14 protein-coding genes and 2 tRNA genes are annotated in these 17,224 nt (G+C 63.5%); 5 read left to right on the top strand and 11 right to left on the bottom strand.

Going from position 1 to position 17,224, the window contains the following annotated elements:
* The first annotated feature begins 96 nt into the window (after window positions 1-96).
* Window positions 97-1,068, top strand: a complete 972-nt coding sequence (locus JYP50_RS17600) for a YbgA family protein (RefSeq protein WP_206561863.1) — start codon at window positions 97-99, stop codon at window positions 1,066-1,068.
* A 78-nt stretch (window positions 1,069-1,146) separates the two neighbouring features.
* Here the strand turns inward: JYP50_RS17600 and JYP50_RS17595 are convergent, their stop codons facing one another.
* Together JYP50_RS17595 and JYP50_RS17590 are read right to left on the bottom strand one after the other, a co-directional pair.
* Window positions 1,147-1,941, bottom strand: a complete 795-nt coding sequence (locus JYP50_RS17595; protein ID WP_206561862.1) for a hypothetical protein — start codon at window positions 1,939-1,941, stop codon at window positions 1,147-1,149.
* Window positions 1,942-2,144: 203 nt separating this feature from the next.
* Complete coding sequence (locus JYP50_RS17590) at window positions 2,145-3,035, bottom strand: TIGR01777 family oxidoreductase (RefSeq protein ID WP_206561861.1); 891 nt, start codon at window positions 3,033-3,035, stop codon at window positions 2,145-2,147.
* Window positions 3,036-3,139: 104 nt separating this feature from the next.
* Between JYP50_RS17590 and JYP50_RS17585 the strand changes: the two genes are divergently transcribed.
* Window positions 3,140-3,997 (top strand): NAD-dependent protein deacetylase, encoded by an 858-nt coding sequence (locus JYP50_RS17585; RefSeq protein ID WP_206561860.1) that lies wholly within the window; start codon window positions 3,140-3,142, stop codon window positions 3,995-3,997.
* 64 nt (window positions 3,998-4,061) lie between these two features.
* Here JYP50_RS17585 and JYP50_RS17580 read toward each other — a convergent pair whose 3' ends face one another.
* On the bottom strand, window positions 4,062-5,474 hold the full coding sequence (locus JYP50_RS17580) for a DUF4397 domain-containing protein (RefSeq protein ID WP_206561859.1): 1,413 nt from the start codon (window positions 5,472-5,474) through the stop codon (window positions 4,062-4,064).
* Between the two features lie 162 nt (window positions 5,475-5,636).
* On the opposite strand from JYP50_RS17580, the gene JYP50_RS17575 reads away from it, so the two are divergent.
* The 3 genes from JYP50_RS17575 to JYP50_RS17565 all read left to right on the top strand — a co-directional run bounded on the left by JYP50_RS17575 (window position 5,637) and on the right by JYP50_RS17565 (window position 10,433).
* Window positions 5,637-7,076 carry a cryptochrome/photolyase family protein gene (locus JYP50_RS17575; protein ID WP_206561858.1) on the top strand — a complete coding sequence of 480 codons (1,440 nt, stop codon included), beginning with the start codon at window positions 5,637-5,639 and terminating at the stop codon, window positions 7,074-7,076.
* An 87-nt stretch (window positions 7,077-7,163) separates the two neighbouring features.
* Window positions 7,164-8,033, top strand: a complete 870-nt coding sequence (locus JYP50_RS17570; protein ID WP_206561857.1) for a hypothetical protein — start codon at window positions 7,164-7,166, stop codon at window positions 8,031-8,033.
* 249 nt (window positions 8,034-8,282) lie between these two features.
* The gene (locus tag JYP50_RS17565) at window positions 8,283-10,433 is read left to right on the top strand and encodes a sensor domain-containing diguanylate cyclase (protein ID WP_206561856.1); all 2,151 of its coding nucleotides are present in this window, start codon (window positions 8,283-8,285) and stop codon (window positions 10,431-10,433) included.
* A gap of 202 nt (window positions 10,434-10,635) precedes the next feature.
* Here the strand turns inward: JYP50_RS17565 and JYP50_RS17560 are convergent, their stop codons facing one another.
* From JYP50_RS17560 to kdsB, 8 genes are all read right to left on the bottom strand, one after another.
* Entirely contained in the window at window positions 10,636-11,988 is a 1,353-nt protein-coding gene (locus tag JYP50_RS17560; protein WP_206561855.1) for a hypothetical protein, read from the bottom strand.
* A gap of 188 nt (window positions 11,989-12,176) precedes the next feature.
* A tRNA-Cys gene (locus tag JYP50_RS17555) sits at window positions 12,177-12,250 on the bottom strand.
* A 77-nt stretch (window positions 12,251-12,327) separates the two neighbouring features.
* Window positions 12,328-12,403: transfer RNA gene (locus JYP50_RS17550), tRNA-Gly, on the bottom strand.
* Between the two features lie 105 nt (window positions 12,404-12,508).
* Window positions 12,509-13,063, bottom strand: coding sequence for a CDP-diacylglycerol--glycerol-3-phosphate 3-phosphatidyltransferase (gene pgsA, locus JYP50_RS17545; protein WP_206561886.1), 555 nt, complete (start codon window positions 13,061-13,063; stop codon window positions 12,509-12,511).
* 22 nt (window positions 13,064-13,085) lie between these two features.
* Window positions 13,086-14,912, bottom strand: coding sequence for an excinuclease ABC subunit UvrC (gene uvrC / locus JYP50_RS17540; RefSeq protein WP_206561854.1), 1,827 nt, complete (start codon window positions 14,910-14,912; stop codon window positions 13,086-13,088).
* Complete coding sequence (gene murB / locus JYP50_RS17535; RefSeq protein WP_206561853.1) at window positions 14,909-15,937, bottom strand: UDP-N-acetylmuramate dehydrogenase; 1,029 nt, start codon at window positions 15,935-15,937, stop codon at window positions 14,909-14,911. The genes uvrC and murB overlap by 4 nt, the downstream gene beginning before the upstream one ends.
* Window positions 15,921-16,409 (bottom strand): low molecular weight protein-tyrosine-phosphatase, encoded by a 489-nt coding sequence (locus tag JYP50_RS17530; protein WP_206561852.1) that lies wholly within the window; start codon window positions 16,407-16,409, stop codon window positions 15,921-15,923. The genes murB and JYP50_RS17530 overlap by 17 nt, the downstream gene beginning before the upstream one ends.
* Window positions 16,406-17,173, bottom strand: a complete 768-nt coding sequence (gene kdsB, locus JYP50_RS17525; protein WP_206561851.1) for a 3-deoxy-manno-octulosonate cytidylyltransferase — start codon at window positions 17,171-17,173, stop codon at window positions 16,406-16,408. The genes JYP50_RS17530 and kdsB overlap by 4 nt, the downstream gene beginning before the upstream one ends.
* Between the last annotated feature and the right edge of the window lie 51 nt (window positions 17,174-17,224).

Raw genomic sequence — 17,224 nt, 5'->3', positions numbered from 1 at the left:
CTCCGAAACGCCCCCGTCCGCGTATCACACAATGCGCCCTTGCGCCCGGCAGCCACCGGCGCTAACGTCGAAACACCCACACAGGAATCCAGTACCATGCACCAGCACGCAACCCAGCCGCCGCGCCCGGTGATCGGCATAGGCGCCTGCCTGGCGGGCCAGGAAGTACGCTACAACGCCCAGAGCAAAAGCCCCAACAGCCACGTGCGCGCGCTGACGGAGGCCTTCGATGTCAGGCCCTTCTGCCCGGAAGTGGGCATCGGCATGGGCATCCCCCGCCCCCCCATCCATCTGGTGGGCAGCGACGGCGGCGCGGTGCGGGCGCTGGATGTCGAATCCCACAGCCGGGACTACACCGAACCGCTGGCGAACTACGCCCACACGGTGCTGGCGCGGGCGCCGCGGCTGTGCGGCTATATCCTGGTCAAGGGCAGTCCCAGCTGCGGCTACGACCGGGTAAAACGCTTCGCGGACAACGGCTACAGCGTGGCCTCGGATACCCGGGGCATCTTTGCCTCGGCCCTGGCCGCCGCCGACCCGCTGCTACCGCTGGAAGACGACGGCCGCCTCAACGACCCCGGGCTGCGGGAGAGTTTCGTCTCCCGGGTGTACACCTACCACGACTGGCGCGCGCTGTGCGACGCGGGCCTTGGCGCCCGCGCCCTGGTCGATTTCTACAGCCGCTACAAGTACCTGGTAATGGCCCATCACGTCCCCAGCTACAAAGCCCTGGGGCGAATGCTGGCGGACGCCGGCAAGCGCGATATCGACCTACTGGCGCAAGAGTTTATTCACACCCTGATGGCGGCGCTGACGGAGCGCGCCACACAGCGCTCCCACAGCAATGTGCTGTTCCACCTCTCGGGCTACCTGAAACGGCAACTCAGCAACGACGAGCGCCAGCGCCTCAAGGATCTCATCGACCAGTACCGCGTGGGCGAGCTGCCGCTCATCGTGCCGGTAACGCTGCTCAAGCACCACTTCGCCAACAACCCCAACCCCTACATCGACCAACAGGTTTTCATGGCGCCCTACCCCGACCACCTGCGCCTGCGCAACCACTTGTAGGACCTGAAGGGAACGGGCGCCATGGCGTGACGGCTCCCGGGCACATGATGCCCATGACCTGCGCAACCGCAGCCCGGTTTATGGGCCGGCACCCACTCCATACCAGGCGAGCGTGCGCGCCAGTTTGGCGTCGTTGCCAAGGCGGCGGTGCTTATTGAGCCGTTTCAAGGCAAAGGCCTGGGACCCCTTGATCGGGACAAAGCGGACACGCCACGGCAAGTAGCGGGGCACGACGCGGCAGGGCGTATCCCGCAATAGACTCATGGCTTTCAACCATACGTCGTCCGCCTGCGGACTCAAGGTCGAGAACAGCCTGTCATTGAACGCGTCGGGGTGAAGACTCCCCGGAAAATACATCACCCCACCCACGCCCGTGGGAAAGATATCCAGGGAAGCCTGCGTACTGGGGGTATTCCACTCCCATTGCTTGTACGGGCGCAGTCGGCCGCGTCGCCGCCTGATCCCGTGACCGCGGTGACAGTGAATCGCCTCCGGCTGCCGCCGATAGGCCGCGTACAGCCGGTCCAGCATATCGGCCGGGTATATCATATCGTCGTCGACCGTCACTACCAGGCTGTCCGGCCAGTCCTGCATGGTATAGAAATACTTGGTGAAGGGCCCATAGTCCTTGGCGCAGTAGCGGATGCTCAAGCCCCGTTCCTGTTGCCGCAACAGCAGCGGGTTGGCTTCGGCTTGAGCCCGGTATGACACAGGCACACAGAGCACAACCCGGTCGGCTCTCAGGCGCTGGCGCAACAGTGATTCAACAGCCAGATGGGCCAGTGCCAGACGTTCGCCAAAGGATGTCAGGCTGATGACGATATCATCGGACATCGCATTGCCAACACCCGGCCCGCCGCCGGATTCCGCCATTTCCTCGAATCGCCGGTGTCGGAAATCGTAATAGCGATGAAGGTGGTCCCGGAGACGCCGGTCTATCCGCCGGTGACGCCGACGCGACCCGTAAACAGGAGCTAGGAGCATATACGCACTTTTGCGGTTCCGAACAGACCGCGAAAAGACTAGCGCCGTTAACTTAAGGAAGCCTTACCTGCCGGCCCGCTCCCGCCCCGGCGTCAGTGACTTGGATAGATGGCGTCCAGGGCCTGGTCGAGCTCGGGGTAGCAAAACTCGAAGCCGGCCTCGCGCAGGGCCGACGGCACCACCCGCTGCCCGGACAGCAGCAGCTCCTCGGCCATCTCGCCCAATGCGAGTTTAAGCACCGGGCCCGGCACGGACATCGGCGGCAGGGTGCGAAACCGCCGGCGCATGGCCTCGCAGAATTCGCGGCCGGTGACCGGCACCGGCGCGGTGAGATTGAAGGCGCCGTGGAGACAGGGCTGGTCCAGCAGGAAGAGAATGGCGGCGACCACGTCGTCGCGATGTATCCAGCTGAGCCACTGGTCGCCCCGCCCCATCCAGTTGGCGATACCCAGGCGGAAGGGGCGCGCCATATCCACCAGCGCGCCGCCGCCGGCGTCCAGTACCACCCCCAGGCGCAGGTAGCAGGTACGCACGCCGAGATCCTCCGCCTGTGCCGCCACTTGCTCCCAGCCGCGGCAGAGATCGCTGGCAAAACCCGGCACCGGCGCGGCCTCCTCCGCCAGGAAGTGATCCCCCTGATGCCCGTAGTAACCGACCGCGCTGGCCGAGAGCAAGGTATGCGGTGGCTGTTCACGCTCGCGCATGAAGGCGATCAATGCGCCGGTGGTATCGAGCCGGCTGGACACCAGTTCGCGTTTGTAGCGCCGGCTCCAGCGCGCGCCGGCCATCGATGCCCCGGCGAGGTTGACAACGGCCTCCACCGGCTGCTCGCGCAGCTGGGCCAGGGACTGCACGAAACGCAGCCCGTCGCGGCCGCCCCGTGACTGCCGTGTGAGCACGGTCACCCTGTGCCCGGCATCGCACAGGGCCGGGATGAGGGCAGTGCCAATAAACCCGGTGCCGCCGCTGACCAGAATCTCCATAAGCCACCCCCGGATTCCGCTTCACTGGCACTCTACGCCCCCCTGTTTGCCGGGGCAAATCCACGAGTGCATCCTCTCTCGGCGACCCTGCGTATAATCGCCGCATGCATACCGATGACGCACACAGCGCGCGCCTGCTGGATTTCATCGCGCGATACCCCCGCCTGGTGGTTCTCACCGGCGCCGGTGTCAGCGCCGGCTCCGGGATACCCACCTACCGCGACCGCGAAGGCAACTGGCAACACAGCGCGCCCATTACCCACCAGGCCTTTGTCGGCAGCGACTCCGCGCGGCGCCGCTACTGGACCCGCTCACTGGCCGGCTGGCCGGCGGTGCGCGACGCCCGCCCCAATGGCGCCCACCTCGCGCTGGCGGCAATGGAGCGCGCCGGCGTGGTAGAGCTGGTAATCACCCAGAATGTGGACCGGCTGCACCAGCGCGCCGGCAGCCGCAAGGTTATCGACCTCCACGGCCGCCTGGACCGGGTCCGCTGCCTGGACTGCGAGGGCCTGCAATCCCGCGAGGATATCCAGCGCCACTTCGCCCACGGCGGCGTGCACCCGCAGCCCGCGCCAGCGGCGCCCCGGCCCGACGGGGACGCCGACATCACCGAGCCCGCCGCCGACCTGCAGCCACCGCGCTGCCCGGCCTGCCGCGGGATGGTGATGCCGGACGTGGTGTTCTTCGGCGGCGCGGTACCGCGCGACACCGTGGCGTGCTGCAAGGCGGCCATTGACACCGCCGACGCCCTGTTGGTGGTTGGCAGCTCGCTGCAGGTCTACTCCGGTTTCCGTTTCTGCCGCTACGCACGGGACACCGGCAAACCCCTGGCACTGCTCAATCCCGGCGCCAGCCGGGCCGACCCCATGGCCGCGTTAAAACTGGCGGCGAACTGCGCGCCGGTGTTAGCCGCGGTGGCAAATCACCTTACCACCACGCCGGCGGCGCCCCCGCCCCGCTGAGTCCAAAAAAAGCCCGCGCCATAGGAGGGGGGGCGGCGCGGGCAAGCGGGACGACAGGGAGGTGTCAGTCAACCAGTAGTGTGAGCTGAATCAAGGGGCTACCGGTCACCTCGGCCGACGATGGGTCGCGGGCGATGGCGGTATAGTGATTGCCGGCCTCGAGTGCCAGCGGCGCCCCGGAATCAAAGGCCACCACCGCTTTGTCACCGGCGGCGGTGACCGTTACCCAGTAGTTACCCGGTGCGATTGCGAGTTGATCCGTGGCGTCCGGATAGGCCAGGTTGGCGATGGCCGGTTCGGCGTCGGCGATCACGCCGTCGGCGGTCAGGTACACATCGACGGGAATTTCCGCGGCCACCAGGTAGGACCCGTGCACCACGCGAACGGTGGCCTCGGTGGCGACACTGCGCCGCTCGTCCCCGGTCAACACCGCCTCGATGGTGTCCTCGGCAAAGGACCCCACCGCGAGTACGGTGTAGCTCCGCGGCGCTTCCAGTTCGAGGTCGGCATCAATGGGCGCAATACTGTTGTCCGCGTCGGCGGCAACCACCACGTTATAGGTGCCACTGGGCGCCTGGATGTCGTCGTAGGCGCTGGCCGCGGGAAACGGCACCGCGTCCAGGGCCACGGCACCGTCGACCAACACGTCCACCGCCGGGGTATCGGCGGAGTTGTGTACCACCCGCACTGCCGAGACGCTGTTTACATCGACCACCTCACTGGCCTCCGCGGCCCCCACGGCCAACAGGCTGGCGGGGCTGGCGCCGGTCTTGAAGGTGTTGTCGACGGCCACCGCCAACAGCTCGGTGCCGGCGGGAAAGGACAGCGCCCCGCTGTCGAACACCACATCCGTGGATCCGGCCGGGGCGATGCGGACCTGGTACTGGGTGTCTGGCTCCAGGGCGACGGGCCCGGCGGCGTCGCCGAAGGCCAGGTTAATGGGTGACGCGCCTGCCAGCGCCTCGCCCGGCGCGGTGACAAAGACATCGACCGTGCCCACGCCCGCGGCGGCGTGCAGCACCGACACCTGCACATCGCCAACGTCCCCGATAGCCACCGGGTCCAGCACCCTGGCCTTGATATTGACCTCGCCCGCCGCGTCGAACAGGCGGTCGTAGGCAACCACGTCGGTGCGCTGTCCCTCCTCCAGCGTCAGCGCAACGGGGCCGATCACCGACACCTCCGAACCGTCCGGCAACAGGCCCCGAACCTCGACCTCGTAAGTACCCGGATCAAATTCGATCAAGCCCGAGGTGGCTTTGAAGGGCACGTTCTCCAGGGCGCGCTCACCGTCCACGTAGACGTTGACGTCGGGCGCGTCGGGGGAGGCGTGGGTCACACGCAGCTCGGCGGAGCGCACCTCCGGTACCGGCGGCATGGGATCGGGCATGTCCTGGGAATCGTTGTCGGAACCGTCGCTACAGGCCGCCACCAGCGGCAGCAGCAGCGCGAATGAAAAATATTTGATCAACTGCATGACAAGCTTCTCCGTTGAGCCTTGGGTACAATTTTCTACGCGCCGCGGAAACGGCGCGGATTTACGACCAGTCCCGGGCAAGCACCGAATGGCTGGACAATACCTGGACACTTTGTCCGTCGGACACTGATCCAGCGGATACGGCAACTACGTAAGCAAGGCATGAGTTCACCGATCATATTCTGGTTCCGACAGGACCTGCGGCTGAGAGATCACCCCGGCCTGAGCGCGGCGGCCGCTACCGGTCGCCCGCTGCTACCGGTCTACATTCTCGACGAGGACACACCCGGCCACTGGCGCCCCGGCGGCGCCAGCCGCTGGTGGCTGCACTACAGCCTGGAGGCCCTGGATACCGCGCTTCGACAGTGCGGCGCCAGGTTGCTGCTGCGCCGGGGTCCCGCCCTGGAGGTGTTGCGCGAGCTCTGCGCCGAGAGCGGCGCCGAAGCGCTCTACTGCACCCGGCAATACGAACCCTGGGCCGCGCAGCTGGAGCGGGCGCTGTACGATGACCTCGGGGCGCGCGGTGTGGAGGTCAAACGCTTTCCCGGCAACCTGTTGTTCGAGCCGGGCAGTGTGCTCAACCAGTCCGGCGAACCCTTCAAGGTGTTCACCCCCTTCTGGCGTCATTGCCTGCGACAGCCCGAGCCGCCCCTGCCGCGCCCCGCCCCGGAGGCGCTGGCGGGCCACAGGCACTCGCTCGCCACGGAGAAACTGGGCGACTGGCGCCTGGTTCCCCACAAGCCCGACTGGGCCAGTAACTGGCACCAGCACTGGCGGCCGGGCCCCGAGGGCGCCGGCGACCGTTTGCAGGCCTTCCTCGCCAACGGAGTGAGCGACTACGACACCGGTCGCAACCACCCGGCGCGGGAGTGCACCAGCCGCCTGTCGCCCCACCTGCACTACGGCGAGATATCCCCGCGCATGGTCTGGCACGCGGCGCAGCGCGCCGGCAGGGAACACCCGGCGCTGGCCGACGAGGTGGCGAAGTTCCTCAGCGAGTTGGGCTGGCGCGAATTCGCCCACCACCTGCTCCACTTCTTCCCCAACCTGCCCGAGAGCCCTTTCAAGGCCCAGTTCGACGCCTTTCCCTGGCGCTGGGATGAGGGGGCACTACACGCCTGGCAGCGCGGACGCACCGGCTACCCGGTGGTGGACGCGGGGATGCGCGAGCTTTGGCAAACCGGCTACATGCACAACCGCGTGCGCATGGTCACCGCCTCCTTTCTCACCAAGCACCTGCTGCTGCACTGGCGACACGGCGAGGATTGGTTCTGGGACACCCTGGTGGACGCCGACCTGGCCAATAACGCCTCGGGCTGGCAGTGGGTAGCCGGCAGCGGCGCCGACGCGGCGCCCTACTTCCGCATTTTCAACCCGGTAACCCAGGGCGAAAAATTCGACGCCGGCGGAGACTACGTGCGGCGCTGGGTCCCCGAACTGGCCGCCCTGCCCGACAAATACCTGCACCAGCCCTTCGCGGCGCCGGCCCCGGTGCTGGCCGGGGCCGGCGTGGTACTGGGCGAGACCTATCCCCAGCCCATCGTCGACCACCGGGAGGCGCGCCAGGCCGCCCTGGCGGCCTACGAGGTCGCCCGCAACTAGCCGGTGGTAAAAACGGCGTTTTCGGTTGATACTGGGGAGTACCGCGAAAGCATCGCACCCCTACCTGAAAGGACACAGGAGCCAACCATGCGTAAATCCCTAGCAAGCCTCACCGCCACCATCGCGCTTGCCGGTATCCACCACTCCGCCAGTTATGCCGACATCGCCGAGGTGGAAACCGAGGACGGCGAGGTAATAACCTTCGAGTACGAGGGCGACCTGTTGCGCATCAATCCCACCGGCAACGAGCAGGGCTACATGCTGATGCGCGACGGCAAAATGTACGTGGTGACCCAGAACGATGGCCAGCCGATGGTGCTGGACATGAGTTCGGCCTTCAAAATGTTCGGCGCCATGGCCGGGAGCACTGCTCCCAGCACGGTGGAAAGCCAGGTATTGTCACTGCAAGCCACCGGCAAGAGCGAAACCCTCGGCGGTATCCAGGGCGAGGTCTATGCGCTGCGCTACATCGACCACAACGGCAAGGAGCAGAGCGCCGACATGGTGCTGTCCAAGGACCCGCTGGCGCGCGGGTTCCGCGACGCGATCCAGAGCATGGCCGTCAACATGGCGAAGTCGCTGGACAAAGACTCATTCAAGGACGAACTGGAAGCCGGTGAACAAATGCAGGCCAAACTGCAGGACCTGAACATGGGCGTGCTGCGCTACGGCAGCGACATGCGGATTCGCTCGATAGAGGACACCAACGTGGCCGCCGAGCGCTTTGCCCTGCCGGCCGAGCCCACCGACCTCGGCTCCATGCTCAGCGAGGCCTTTGGCGGCGGACAGGGCGGCGAAAGCGGCGACGACAACAGCACCGGCGGCATCCTGGGCAGCATCTTCGGTGGCGGCCAGAACCAGGATCAAGGGCAGGACCAGGGCGACGACGGTGAACAGGGGCAGAAATCCGCCGCCGAGGCCGTGGGCGAGGCCTTCGGCAAGCTGTTCGGTAACTGAGCCCGCACCCCCCGTGTGACATTGCGCCCCGGCGTTTGCGCCGGGGCAGCCCCTCCCCACCCCCTCACGCATGAGTTCAACGACAGGCTTTGAGCTGGCGTGTATTTGCATCGCCCGGCCGCTCAAGAACCCGGGGCGATTCACAGTTTTGCAAAAAAAGGGGAATCAGATCGCCCCTCGGCGCGTCTGAGAGCGCGTTTTCTACCTTATAATCACCCCAAAACAAAACAAAAATTTACCGGGACTCTTTTGTCAATACCCTTTCGCACCAGCTTGTTGTGCCTGCTACTGCTTGCCGGCTTTGTCGGCGGGTGCGCCAAAAGCGGCCCGCAATCTCCGCTTGCCAGTCGCGGCGAGCTCGACTTGCGCCACTGGAAACTGACCGAGACAACGCCCGTACCACTGGCCGGCGAATGGGAGTTCTACTGGCAACAGCTGCTCGAACCCGGGCAATTCCAGGATCCATCCGGCGATCGGCTCTACCGGGCGGTGCCCGAGTACTGGACACGATACGAGCCCGCCTACCCGGACCGGGGCTTCGCCACCTACCGCCTAAAAATCCATATGCCAGCGCAAAGTGGCTCGCTGGGCTTGCTAATTCCCCCGCAGGGAACGCAGTATCGCCTGTGGTTGAACGGGCGCGTCTTGAGTGAAAACGGCCAGGTGGGACGCAACCCGGACCAAACCGTGCCCGCCAGAGCGGAAACGCTTGAATTCTTTGAGGCCGACGGCGGAACTCTGGAACTGGTAATTCAAATCTCGAATTTCCACCACCGCAAGGCGGGATTCCGCAACGCCATCACCCTGGGTCCGGCCAGTACCATGGTGTCGCGGCAGCAGGTCAATTCACTATTCGATGCCGTGCTCGGCGGCATGGGTATCATTATCGGCATCTACCACCTGCTGCTGTTCGCCTATCGCCCCGCCGAAGCCTCCAACTTTTTTTTCGGCCTGCTGAGCCTTTTCGTGGCCGCACGCCTGTGGTTCACCAACCACGGAATCTTGACCTGGCTCCTGCCCGGTTTGTCCTGGGAATGGGCCCTGAGGGCCGAGTATCTCACCTTCTATTTCTCGTTAGTGCTCTATGCCACTTTCATGCGCTCACTGTACCCCCGCGAGTACCCGCGCTGGTTTATGCAATTGATGTGGAGCGCGGCCACCGTGTTTAGCGTGGTAACACTGTGTACCGACACGTACTTCGCCAGCTTGCTGATTCCACCCTACCAGGTGCTCTACCTGTTCTATTTGGGCGCGCTGGCGGTCATGCTGTGCAAGGTGGTACTGCGGCGGCGGGATTACTGGTTTTATGTCGCCACCGCGTCGGTGATCGTGGCCACCGGCAATGTCGTGGAAATCCTCTATCAGCGAGGTTTGTTGTCGGCGGGCGACGCCTCCGCGCCCGCCTTCGTCGGCTTCCTTCTGGTGCAGGCGGCGATGCTCTCGGCGCGTTTTTCCCGTTCGTTCGGGCAGGTCGAGCAACTGTCCCGAACGCTGGAACAACGCAATGCCCGCCTGCAGGAAAGCGAGCTTAAGTACCGCACTATTTTTGAAGACTCGCAGGATGTGATTTTCCTGGTCGGCGCCAAGGGCCAGCTGGACGCGGTCAATCCCGCCGTTCAATCATTGCTGGGTTATTCGCCACAACAACTCATGCTTCCGACAGCGCACGGCGAGCTAGCGAGAGGGCTGCAACGCTTTGTCGAACTCATTCGCTCACAACAAGAGATTCAGGGCTTTACCACGAGCCTGAAACACCGGGATGGCCATCTGGTACCGGTGATGATCTACGCCGATGTGCGCCGGGACGAGTACGGCGATTTCAGTGGTTACCAGGGCTACATTCGCAATATCACCGACAAGTTGCAGGCCGAGCGGCAGCGGTTGCGCGCGGACCAACTCGAACAGGCGGCCGCGCTCGACCCGCTGACCCGCGTCTACAACCGGGGCTATTTCCAGTCGGCGGCGCAGCGCGAGATCGGTCGCGTCAAGCGCTCCGGTGAACCACTGGCACTGGTATTGCTGGACATCGACCACTTCAAATCCGTCAACGACAATCACGGCCACCTGGCGGGCGACGAAGTGTTGGTGGAAATTGGCGCGTTGCTCGAGAACCAGACGCGGGAATCGGACGTGGTCGCGCGCTACGGCGGCGAGGAATTTGTGCTGCTGCTGACCAATACCAGCGTTGAGCAGGCCATCACCCGATCAGAGGAACTGCGGCAACTGGTGGCGGACAGGACGTTCCGCGCGGATTTCGAAACCGACATCCGCATCACCATCAGCCTGGGCGTCGCCGGCTGGCGAAACGGCGAAAGCCTGGCGCAGACACTGGAGCGGGCGGACAGCGCCCTGTATGAATCCAAGCACGGGGGGAGGAATCAGGTGAGTTTGGCGGCTTGAGTGATTGGGCTGGGTATTCAAAGAATTGGAGGCTCGGGTCGGAATCGAACATCCACCAACTGAATCGGGTAATCAGTTGCTGGCAGTCCATCCACGTACAGATCCATTAGTTAAAGCCAGGAAGCGCTTCTGAATAGATTTCAATTCCCCACGCACTCCATCAAATTTCTCCGACATCTTGTACTTCGCTAAAAACTTAAGGTTACTGGCTAGCCTGCCAAAGGAAATACAAATCACTTTCTCGAGCGACAAGGGGCTTCTTCAACGTTCTATTAAAATCCATAGCCGCGCCAACTAACGCAGATGCACCTCCCAGAGCGGCGATTATTTCACCGATATTGTGCGGTAGAACCCCCGAGTAAAGACCGACGGCAACTGTTCCGGAGCCGAAGATGACCTTCTCCTTCAATGCATCCCGGGTCTTATACTTCCAATCTGCTATGCGCTTGTTTATCTGATTGATCTCAGGTAAAACCTGGTCTCTGAAAGCTTCAGAAATCTCTGCTACTTCCCAATTCCTTGAGTCATTGAGCATTGAATACAGGCTGCTTCTGTAAACAGAAAATGCTTCATTTTCTCGCTCACGTAGGCGAAGAAGATAATCCAAGTCTTTTGAAAAAACTGAGGGAATCGCATGATGAAAGGCAGTGTTAAATGCCTGTGAATTTGCTGTCTTTGCAGATGCATTCATTTTAGACGCAATTTGCATCTGCATCGGATTATCGCAAAGGTATGATGTTTTAAAAAATGTAGAATGCCACTCTTGGCGACCTAGATCTTCGAGAATCGGAGAGATAATAAATGACAACAATCCCTCTGAAACCACCTCTCTCTTAGAAAATTCGTAAGGTAATTTCTTATTTAATAAATTCTCAAGAAACTCTGGCAGCATTCCCTTGAGGTGGAAGTAGACGCTTCCGTGATCAACTACATCGGTAGGGCCCATTACGTGCAAGTACGGACCAGCTCCTTCGCCCACATCGAAATAGACCCTGCATCGCTCCAGATAGAAATCCTCCAACAACTTAAAGAGCAGCTCTTGTTTCCTATCAATTTCATCAAGCAAAGGCTGGGCTAGTGTTTGACTATGGTGCTCGCAAAGCCGCACTTCGTTCTGAGCATATCTAATTATTCCCTTCTCAAACAACGGCCGGAGGAACTGATATTTTAAGATGCCGGTCAGTATCTCGCCTCGCGCATAATCCCCTATCTTGGAGGCTCCGGCTAAATAGACTTCCTCAAAAGGGTTCTGAATGTAGACTTCATCCGCATAAAGTACAGCAAACGACAAAAGACCTTCGAGTTTCGTGATCCTGCAGTCAGGATAACTGCATGGGTGTGGTCCACCGCTTAGCGATGAATTCGCTACAAATGAGAAATTTCTATTTGCACCAACTGAAGGGACAAAGTGATATCTAGCAATAAGTGCCATTGTTTGAGCGAACTCATAAAGTTCTTCCGCCGAACGCTCTGAAACAGCCTGTACAACGTCTCCGTCGCAAAACAATGAGATGGCAAGATCACATTCCTCAATAAACTCGTTGTAGTCCGTCACAAAAGAGGCGCTCCTGGATGGGATCACGGCACCTTTTACTTTATCCGATCAGCGAACAAAAATTACAGAAAAACGAGGGCTTTCAGGCCCCTATATCACGGATTTGCAGCGGAGTGTTCCCGCTTTGTTCCCGTCATGTTCCCGAAACAATGAGCTGAAATCTAACTATTTGATTTTAAAAGGAAAAATGGAGGCTCGGGTCGGAATCGAACCGGCGTACACGGAGTTGCAGTCCGCTGCATAACCACTCTGCCACCGAGCCTTTGGGGGGTTGGAACCGCTGTTGCCTGGTTCCGGTTCAAGCACACTGATTGTGCTTGAGGATACTGACTTTGAAATTGGAGCGGGAAACCGGGTTCGAACCGGCGACCTCAACCTTGGCAAGGTTGCGCTCTACCAACTGAGCTATTCCCGCCTCACATATGAGGGTGCCCATTGTATGAATTCTTGCGCGGCAGTCAAGAACTATGTCAGAAATTTTGTTTAACTGGCTGATATCTATACAGAATATCTGCCCCCTTCACTCCCCCCGCAGGACCTCGGCGGCGGCGCGCAGGTAGATAATCATCGACCACAGGGTCAGCACCGCCGCGGCGTAGAGCATGAGGTAGGACAGGGCCAGCAGCCAGCTCTCGTCGGTGGCGGGGTCGATGGCCAGCAGGCCGATGATGGCGAGCATCTGGAAGGCGGTCTTGACCTTGCCCACGTAGGACACCGCCACCGAGGTGCGCTTGCCCAGCTCCGCCATCCACTCCCGCAGGGCGGAGACCACAATTTCCCGGCCGATGATCACGCAGGCCGCCAGGGTGAACAGGATGGTGTCGTGGCGCTCCACCAGCAATACCAGGGCCACCGCCACCATGAGCTTGTCCGCCACCGGGTCGAGGAAGGCCCCGAACTTGGTCATCTGGCCCAGGCGGCGGGCCAGGTAGCCGTCGAACCAGTCGGTTACCGCGGCCACCGCGAATATGACGGCGGCCACCAGCAGGTGGTGCTCGAAGGGCAGGTAGAAGACCGCGACCAGTACCGGGATCAGCAGGATGCGCATGATGGTCAGCGCGTTGGGGATATTGATTTGCAAGTGGTGGCTCCTGGTCCTAATCCCCGCCGGCGTGCAGGTGATCGTAGATGTGTTGTGCCAGGGTCACGCTGATCCCGGCGATTTTTTTCAGTTCGTCGACACTGGCGTTCTTCACGCCCTGGGCGCTGCCGAAGTGCCGCAGCAACTCCCGCCGCCGCTTGGCCCCCACCCCGGGGATACCCTCCAGCAGTGACTGTCGCCGCGCCTTGTCCCGCCGCGCGCGGTGGCCGGTGATGGCGAAACGGTGCGCTTCGTCACGAATATACTGTATCAGGTGCAGGGCGGCACTATCGCCCGGCAATTGCTGTTCGCGGCCGCTGCTGCCCATTACCAGGGTTTCGAAGCCCGCCTTGCGGGTGACCCCCTTGGCCACGCCCACCACGGTGATGCCGTCCAGCTCCAGGGCCTCGAGCACCCCGGTGGCCTGGGCCACCTGGCCCTTGCCGCCGTCGATAAACAGGATGTCGGGCATCGCGCCCTCGCCGCTCTTGAGCCGCTTGTAGCGCCGTTCCAGGGCCTGCTGCATGGCACCGTAGTCGTCGCCAGCGGCGACGCCCTCGATATTGAATTTACGGTAGTCGGACTTGCGCGGGCCACTCTGGTCGAACACCACGCAGGAGGCGACCGTGGCCTCCCCCGAACTGTGGCTGATGTCGAAGCACTCCATGCGCTCCGGTGTCTGCGCCAGGCCCAGTATATCCTGTAGCGCCTGGGCCCGCTCCAGCGTGGTCTGCCGCCCCGCCACGTGCGCGGCGAGGTTGGTCTCGGCGGTCTGGCGCGCCAGCTGCAGCCAGCGGGCGCGGGTGTCGCGCACCCGGTGGCGAATGCGCACCTTGCGGCCCGCCTCCACGGAAAAGGCCTCCGCCAGGGTGTCCACATCCTCCGGCGGCGTATTGACAATAATGTCGGCGGGTATCGGCTGGCTGCCGTTCAGGTAGTACTGGGGCAGGAAAGCCGCCAGCACCTCGCCCTCGCTCTCCTCCAGCTTGAGGGGCGGGTAGTAGGTCTTGCTGCCCAGCACCCGGGCGCTGCGTACGAACAGCACCTGCACACAGGCGCGGCCGCGGTCCACCGCGGCGGCGACAATATCGAGGTCGCCGCTGCTGCCCTCAATGCCCTGGGTGGCCTGCACGTGCTGCAGCTGGCTGAGCTGGTCGCGCAGCACCGCGGCCTTTTCGTACTCCAGTTCCAGGGCGGCCTGCTCCATATCGTCCGCCAGCCGCACCATCAGTTCCTGTGACTTGCCCTTCAGGAACAATCGCGTGTTCTCCACCTGCTGCGCGTACTCGGCCTCGCTCACCACCTCCACGCAGGGACCGGTGCAGCGGTCGATCTGGTATTGCAGGCAGGGGCGCGAGCGATTGCGGAAATAGCTGTCCTCGCACTGACGCACCTTGAACACCTTCTGCAGAAAGTGCAGCGATTCGCGCACCGCGGCGGCGCTGGGATAGGGGCCGAAATACTGCCCCTTCTTGCGCTTGGGACCGCGGTGCAGGGCCAGGCGCGGGTATTTATCCTCGCTGGATAAATAGATGTAGGGATAGGATTTATCGTCCCGCAGCAGGATATTGTAGGGCGGCCGGTGCGACTTGATCAGGTTGTGTTCCAGTAGTAACGCATCCACCTCGGTGGATGTGACGGTTACCTGGATATTGGCGATGCGGCTCACCAGGGCCATGGTCTTCTCGCTCAGGCCGCTGGCGCGAAAATAGCTGCCCACGCGGTTGCGCAGGTTCTTGGCCTTGCCCACGTACAGCAGCCCGCCCTCGGCGTCGTACATCTGGTAGATGCCCGGCCGTGTGGTGAGCCGCTTGAGAAAGGATTGGTGGTCGAACTCGGTCATCGATCGCCGCCGTAGATCCTCGGCTCGATCTCCAGGTCGACACCAAAGCGCTCCGCCACCGACTCGCGGATGGCTTCGGCCAGCGCCAGTAACACGGCGCCATCGTTGCCGCCATAGTTCACCAGCACCAGGGCGTGCCCCGGGTGGACCCCGACGCCGTGCTCCCGGTGCCCCTTCCAGCCGCAGCGCTCGATCAGCCAGGCGGCCGCCAGCTTGCAGCTATCGCCAGCGGCCGGAAACACCGGCAGTTCGGGATGGTCGGCCCGCAGCGCTTCGGCGTGCGCCCGCGAAACCACCGGGTTCTTGAAAAAGCTGCCCGCGTTGGGCTCCCGCGCCGGGTCCGGCAGGCGCGCGCTGCGAATTGCCACCACCGCCTCAAACACCTCCACCGGTGTCGGCGTGCCGATGCCCTGCTGTTCCAGGTATTGACCCAGGGCGGGATACCGCAGCTGCGGATCCGGCGACAGCGGCAGCGCCAGCTCCACCGCGTGAATGGCCACCTTGTCGCGCAGGCGGTGCTTGAACACGCTGTCGCGGTAGCCCAGTTGGCACTGCGCGGCGTCGAGCACCATCGGGGCGCCCGACTCCAGGTCCACCGCGTGAACACGCCGCAGAAAACGGGACAGCTCCACGCCATAGGCGCCGATATTCTGGATTGGCGCCGCGCCCACGGTACCCGGGATCAGTGCCAGGTTTTCCAGCCCGTAGTAGCCCTGCTCCAGGGTCCAGGCCACCAGCTGGTGCCAGTTCTCGCCGGCGCCGATGCGCAGCTCCGCGCAACCCTCGCGCTTGCGCAGCAGCTTGCGGCCGCGGATGTCCACCTGTAACAGGGCCGCGTCCACATCGCCGGCGAACACGATATTGCTGCCCTCCCCCAGCGGCAGCAGCGGCATGCCGCTGTCCTGGGACCACAGTACCGCGCGCAACAGGTCCTCGGTCCGGGTGGCCGAAATAAAGGCCGCCGCCCGGGCGCGCAGCGCCAGGGTACTGCGCTGATCGAGGGCGTAGTCAGCGTGAACCTGCACGCAGGATCTCCTCCAGCAGGCCGTCGCTGGCGGCCTCGATCAGGTCGAGCACGCGGGCGAAGCCGTCGTCCTCGCCGTAGTAGGGGTCGGGTACTTCGCGCACCTCCGCCCCCGGGGCGAAGTCGAGGAACAACCCCAGATGGCCGGCGAAATCCACCGGGCGCATCGCCTGTAAGTCCCGCAGGTTGCTGTTGTCCATGGCCAGGATGTAATCGAAGCGGCCGAAATCCGCCGCGGCAACCTGCCGCGCGCGCAGGTGCTCCAGGTCGTAGCCGCGGCGCGCGGCCTCGGCCCGGGCGCGGCGGTCCGGCGGGTGGCCGATGTGCCAGTCGCCGGTGCCGCAGGAATCCACCGCGATCCGCGACTGCAGGCCGCGCCCCGCCACCCGGGCCTCGAACACGCCGTGGGCGGTGGGCGAGCGGCAGATATTGCCCAGGCAGACAAACAGGACCTGTGTGGGCGCCGCGCTCATGATTCACCTCCGGCAAAGCGCGCCCGCAAGCGCTCCAGGTCGGCGGGTGTATCCACACCGCCGGGGACCGCATCGCAGGCCGGGCTCACGTGGATATGCACGCCGTGGTACATGGCCCGCAGCTGTTCCAGTTGCTCCAGGGTCTCCAGCGGCGCCGGCTCCCAGGTGATGTACTGGTGCAAAAAGCGGGTGCGGTAGGCATAGATGCCAATGTGGCGGAACCAGTGCCCGCCCGCGGGCATCTGCCGCGGCGCGCTGGCGAACTGGTCCCGGGGCCAGGGAATCGGCGCCCGGCTGAAGTACAGGGCCCTGCCCTGCCCGTCCGCCACCACCTTGACCGCGTTGGGATCGCGCAGGGTCTCCACATCATCGATGGGTTCGCACAGCGTGGCGATATCCGCGCCCGGATTGGCCGCGAGGTTCGCCGCCACCTGGTCGATCACCGCGGGGGGGATCAAGGGCTCGTCACCCTGCACGTTGACCACGATGTGCCCGTCGTCGAAACCCAGGTCCGCCGCCACCTGCTGCAGGCGGTCGGTGCCCGTGGGGTGGGTGTTGGCGGTCATGCAGGCCTCGGCGCCGAAGTCCCGGGCCGCCGACAGGATGCGCTCGTCGTCGGTGGCAATCACCACCCGCGACGCGCCGCTGGCGCTGGCTTGCCGCCACACCCGCTGCACCATCGGCAGGCCGCCGATATCCGCCAGGGCCTTGCCGGGCAGGCGGGTGGAAGCGTAGCGGGCTGGAATGATGACGGTGAATGACATGCGCTGATGTACTCTCTATTGATCGGGGTGTTGATCGAACTATCGAACTGT

Origin of the sequence: Parahaliea mediterranea (genome assembly GCF_017255185.1) — a bacterium.
In the GTDB taxonomy this organism is placed as follows: Bacteria; Pseudomonadota; Gammaproteobacteria; order Pseudomonadales; family Halieaceae; genus JAFKCZ01.
This window is presented reverse-complemented; position numbering and strand designations above follow the sequence as displayed.

Coding starts and splice junctions, on each gene's coding strand:
- JYP50_RS17600 (WP_206561863.1), top strand. CDS start 97: ATGCACCAGCACGCAACCCAGCCGCCGCGCCCGGTGATCGGCATAGGC.
- JYP50_RS17595 (WP_206561862.1), bottom strand. CDS start 1,941: ATGGCGGAATCCGGCGGCGGGCCGGGTGTTGGCAATGCGATGTCCGAT.
- JYP50_RS17590 (WP_206561861.1), bottom strand. CDS start 3,035: ATGGAGATTCTGGTCAGCGGCGGCACCGGGTTTATTGGCACTGCCCTC.
- JYP50_RS17585 (WP_206561860.1), top strand. CDS start 3,140: ATGCATACCGATGACGCACACAGCGCGCGCCTGCTGGATTTCATCGCG.
- JYP50_RS17580 (WP_206561859.1), bottom strand. CDS start 5,474: ATGCAGTTGATCAAATATTTTTCATTCGCGCTGCTGCTGCCGCTGGTG.
- JYP50_RS17575 (WP_206561858.1), top strand. CDS start 5,637: ATGAGTTCACCGATCATATTCTGGTTCCGACAGGACCTGCGGCTGAGA.
- JYP50_RS17570 (WP_206561857.1), top strand. CDS start 7,164: ATGCGTAAATCCCTAGCAAGCCTCACCGCCACCATCGCGCTTGCCGGT.
- uvrC (WP_206561854.1), bottom strand. CDS start 14,912: ATGACCGAGTTCGACCACCAATCCTTTCTCAAGCGGCTCACCACACGG.
- JYP50_RS17530 (WP_206561852.1), bottom strand. CDS start 16,409: ATGAGCGCGGCGCCCACACAGGTCCTGTTTGTCTGCCTGGGCAATATC.
- kdsB (WP_206561851.1), bottom strand. CDS start 17,173: ATGTCATTCACCGTCATCATTCCAGCCCGCTACGCTTCCACCCGCCTG.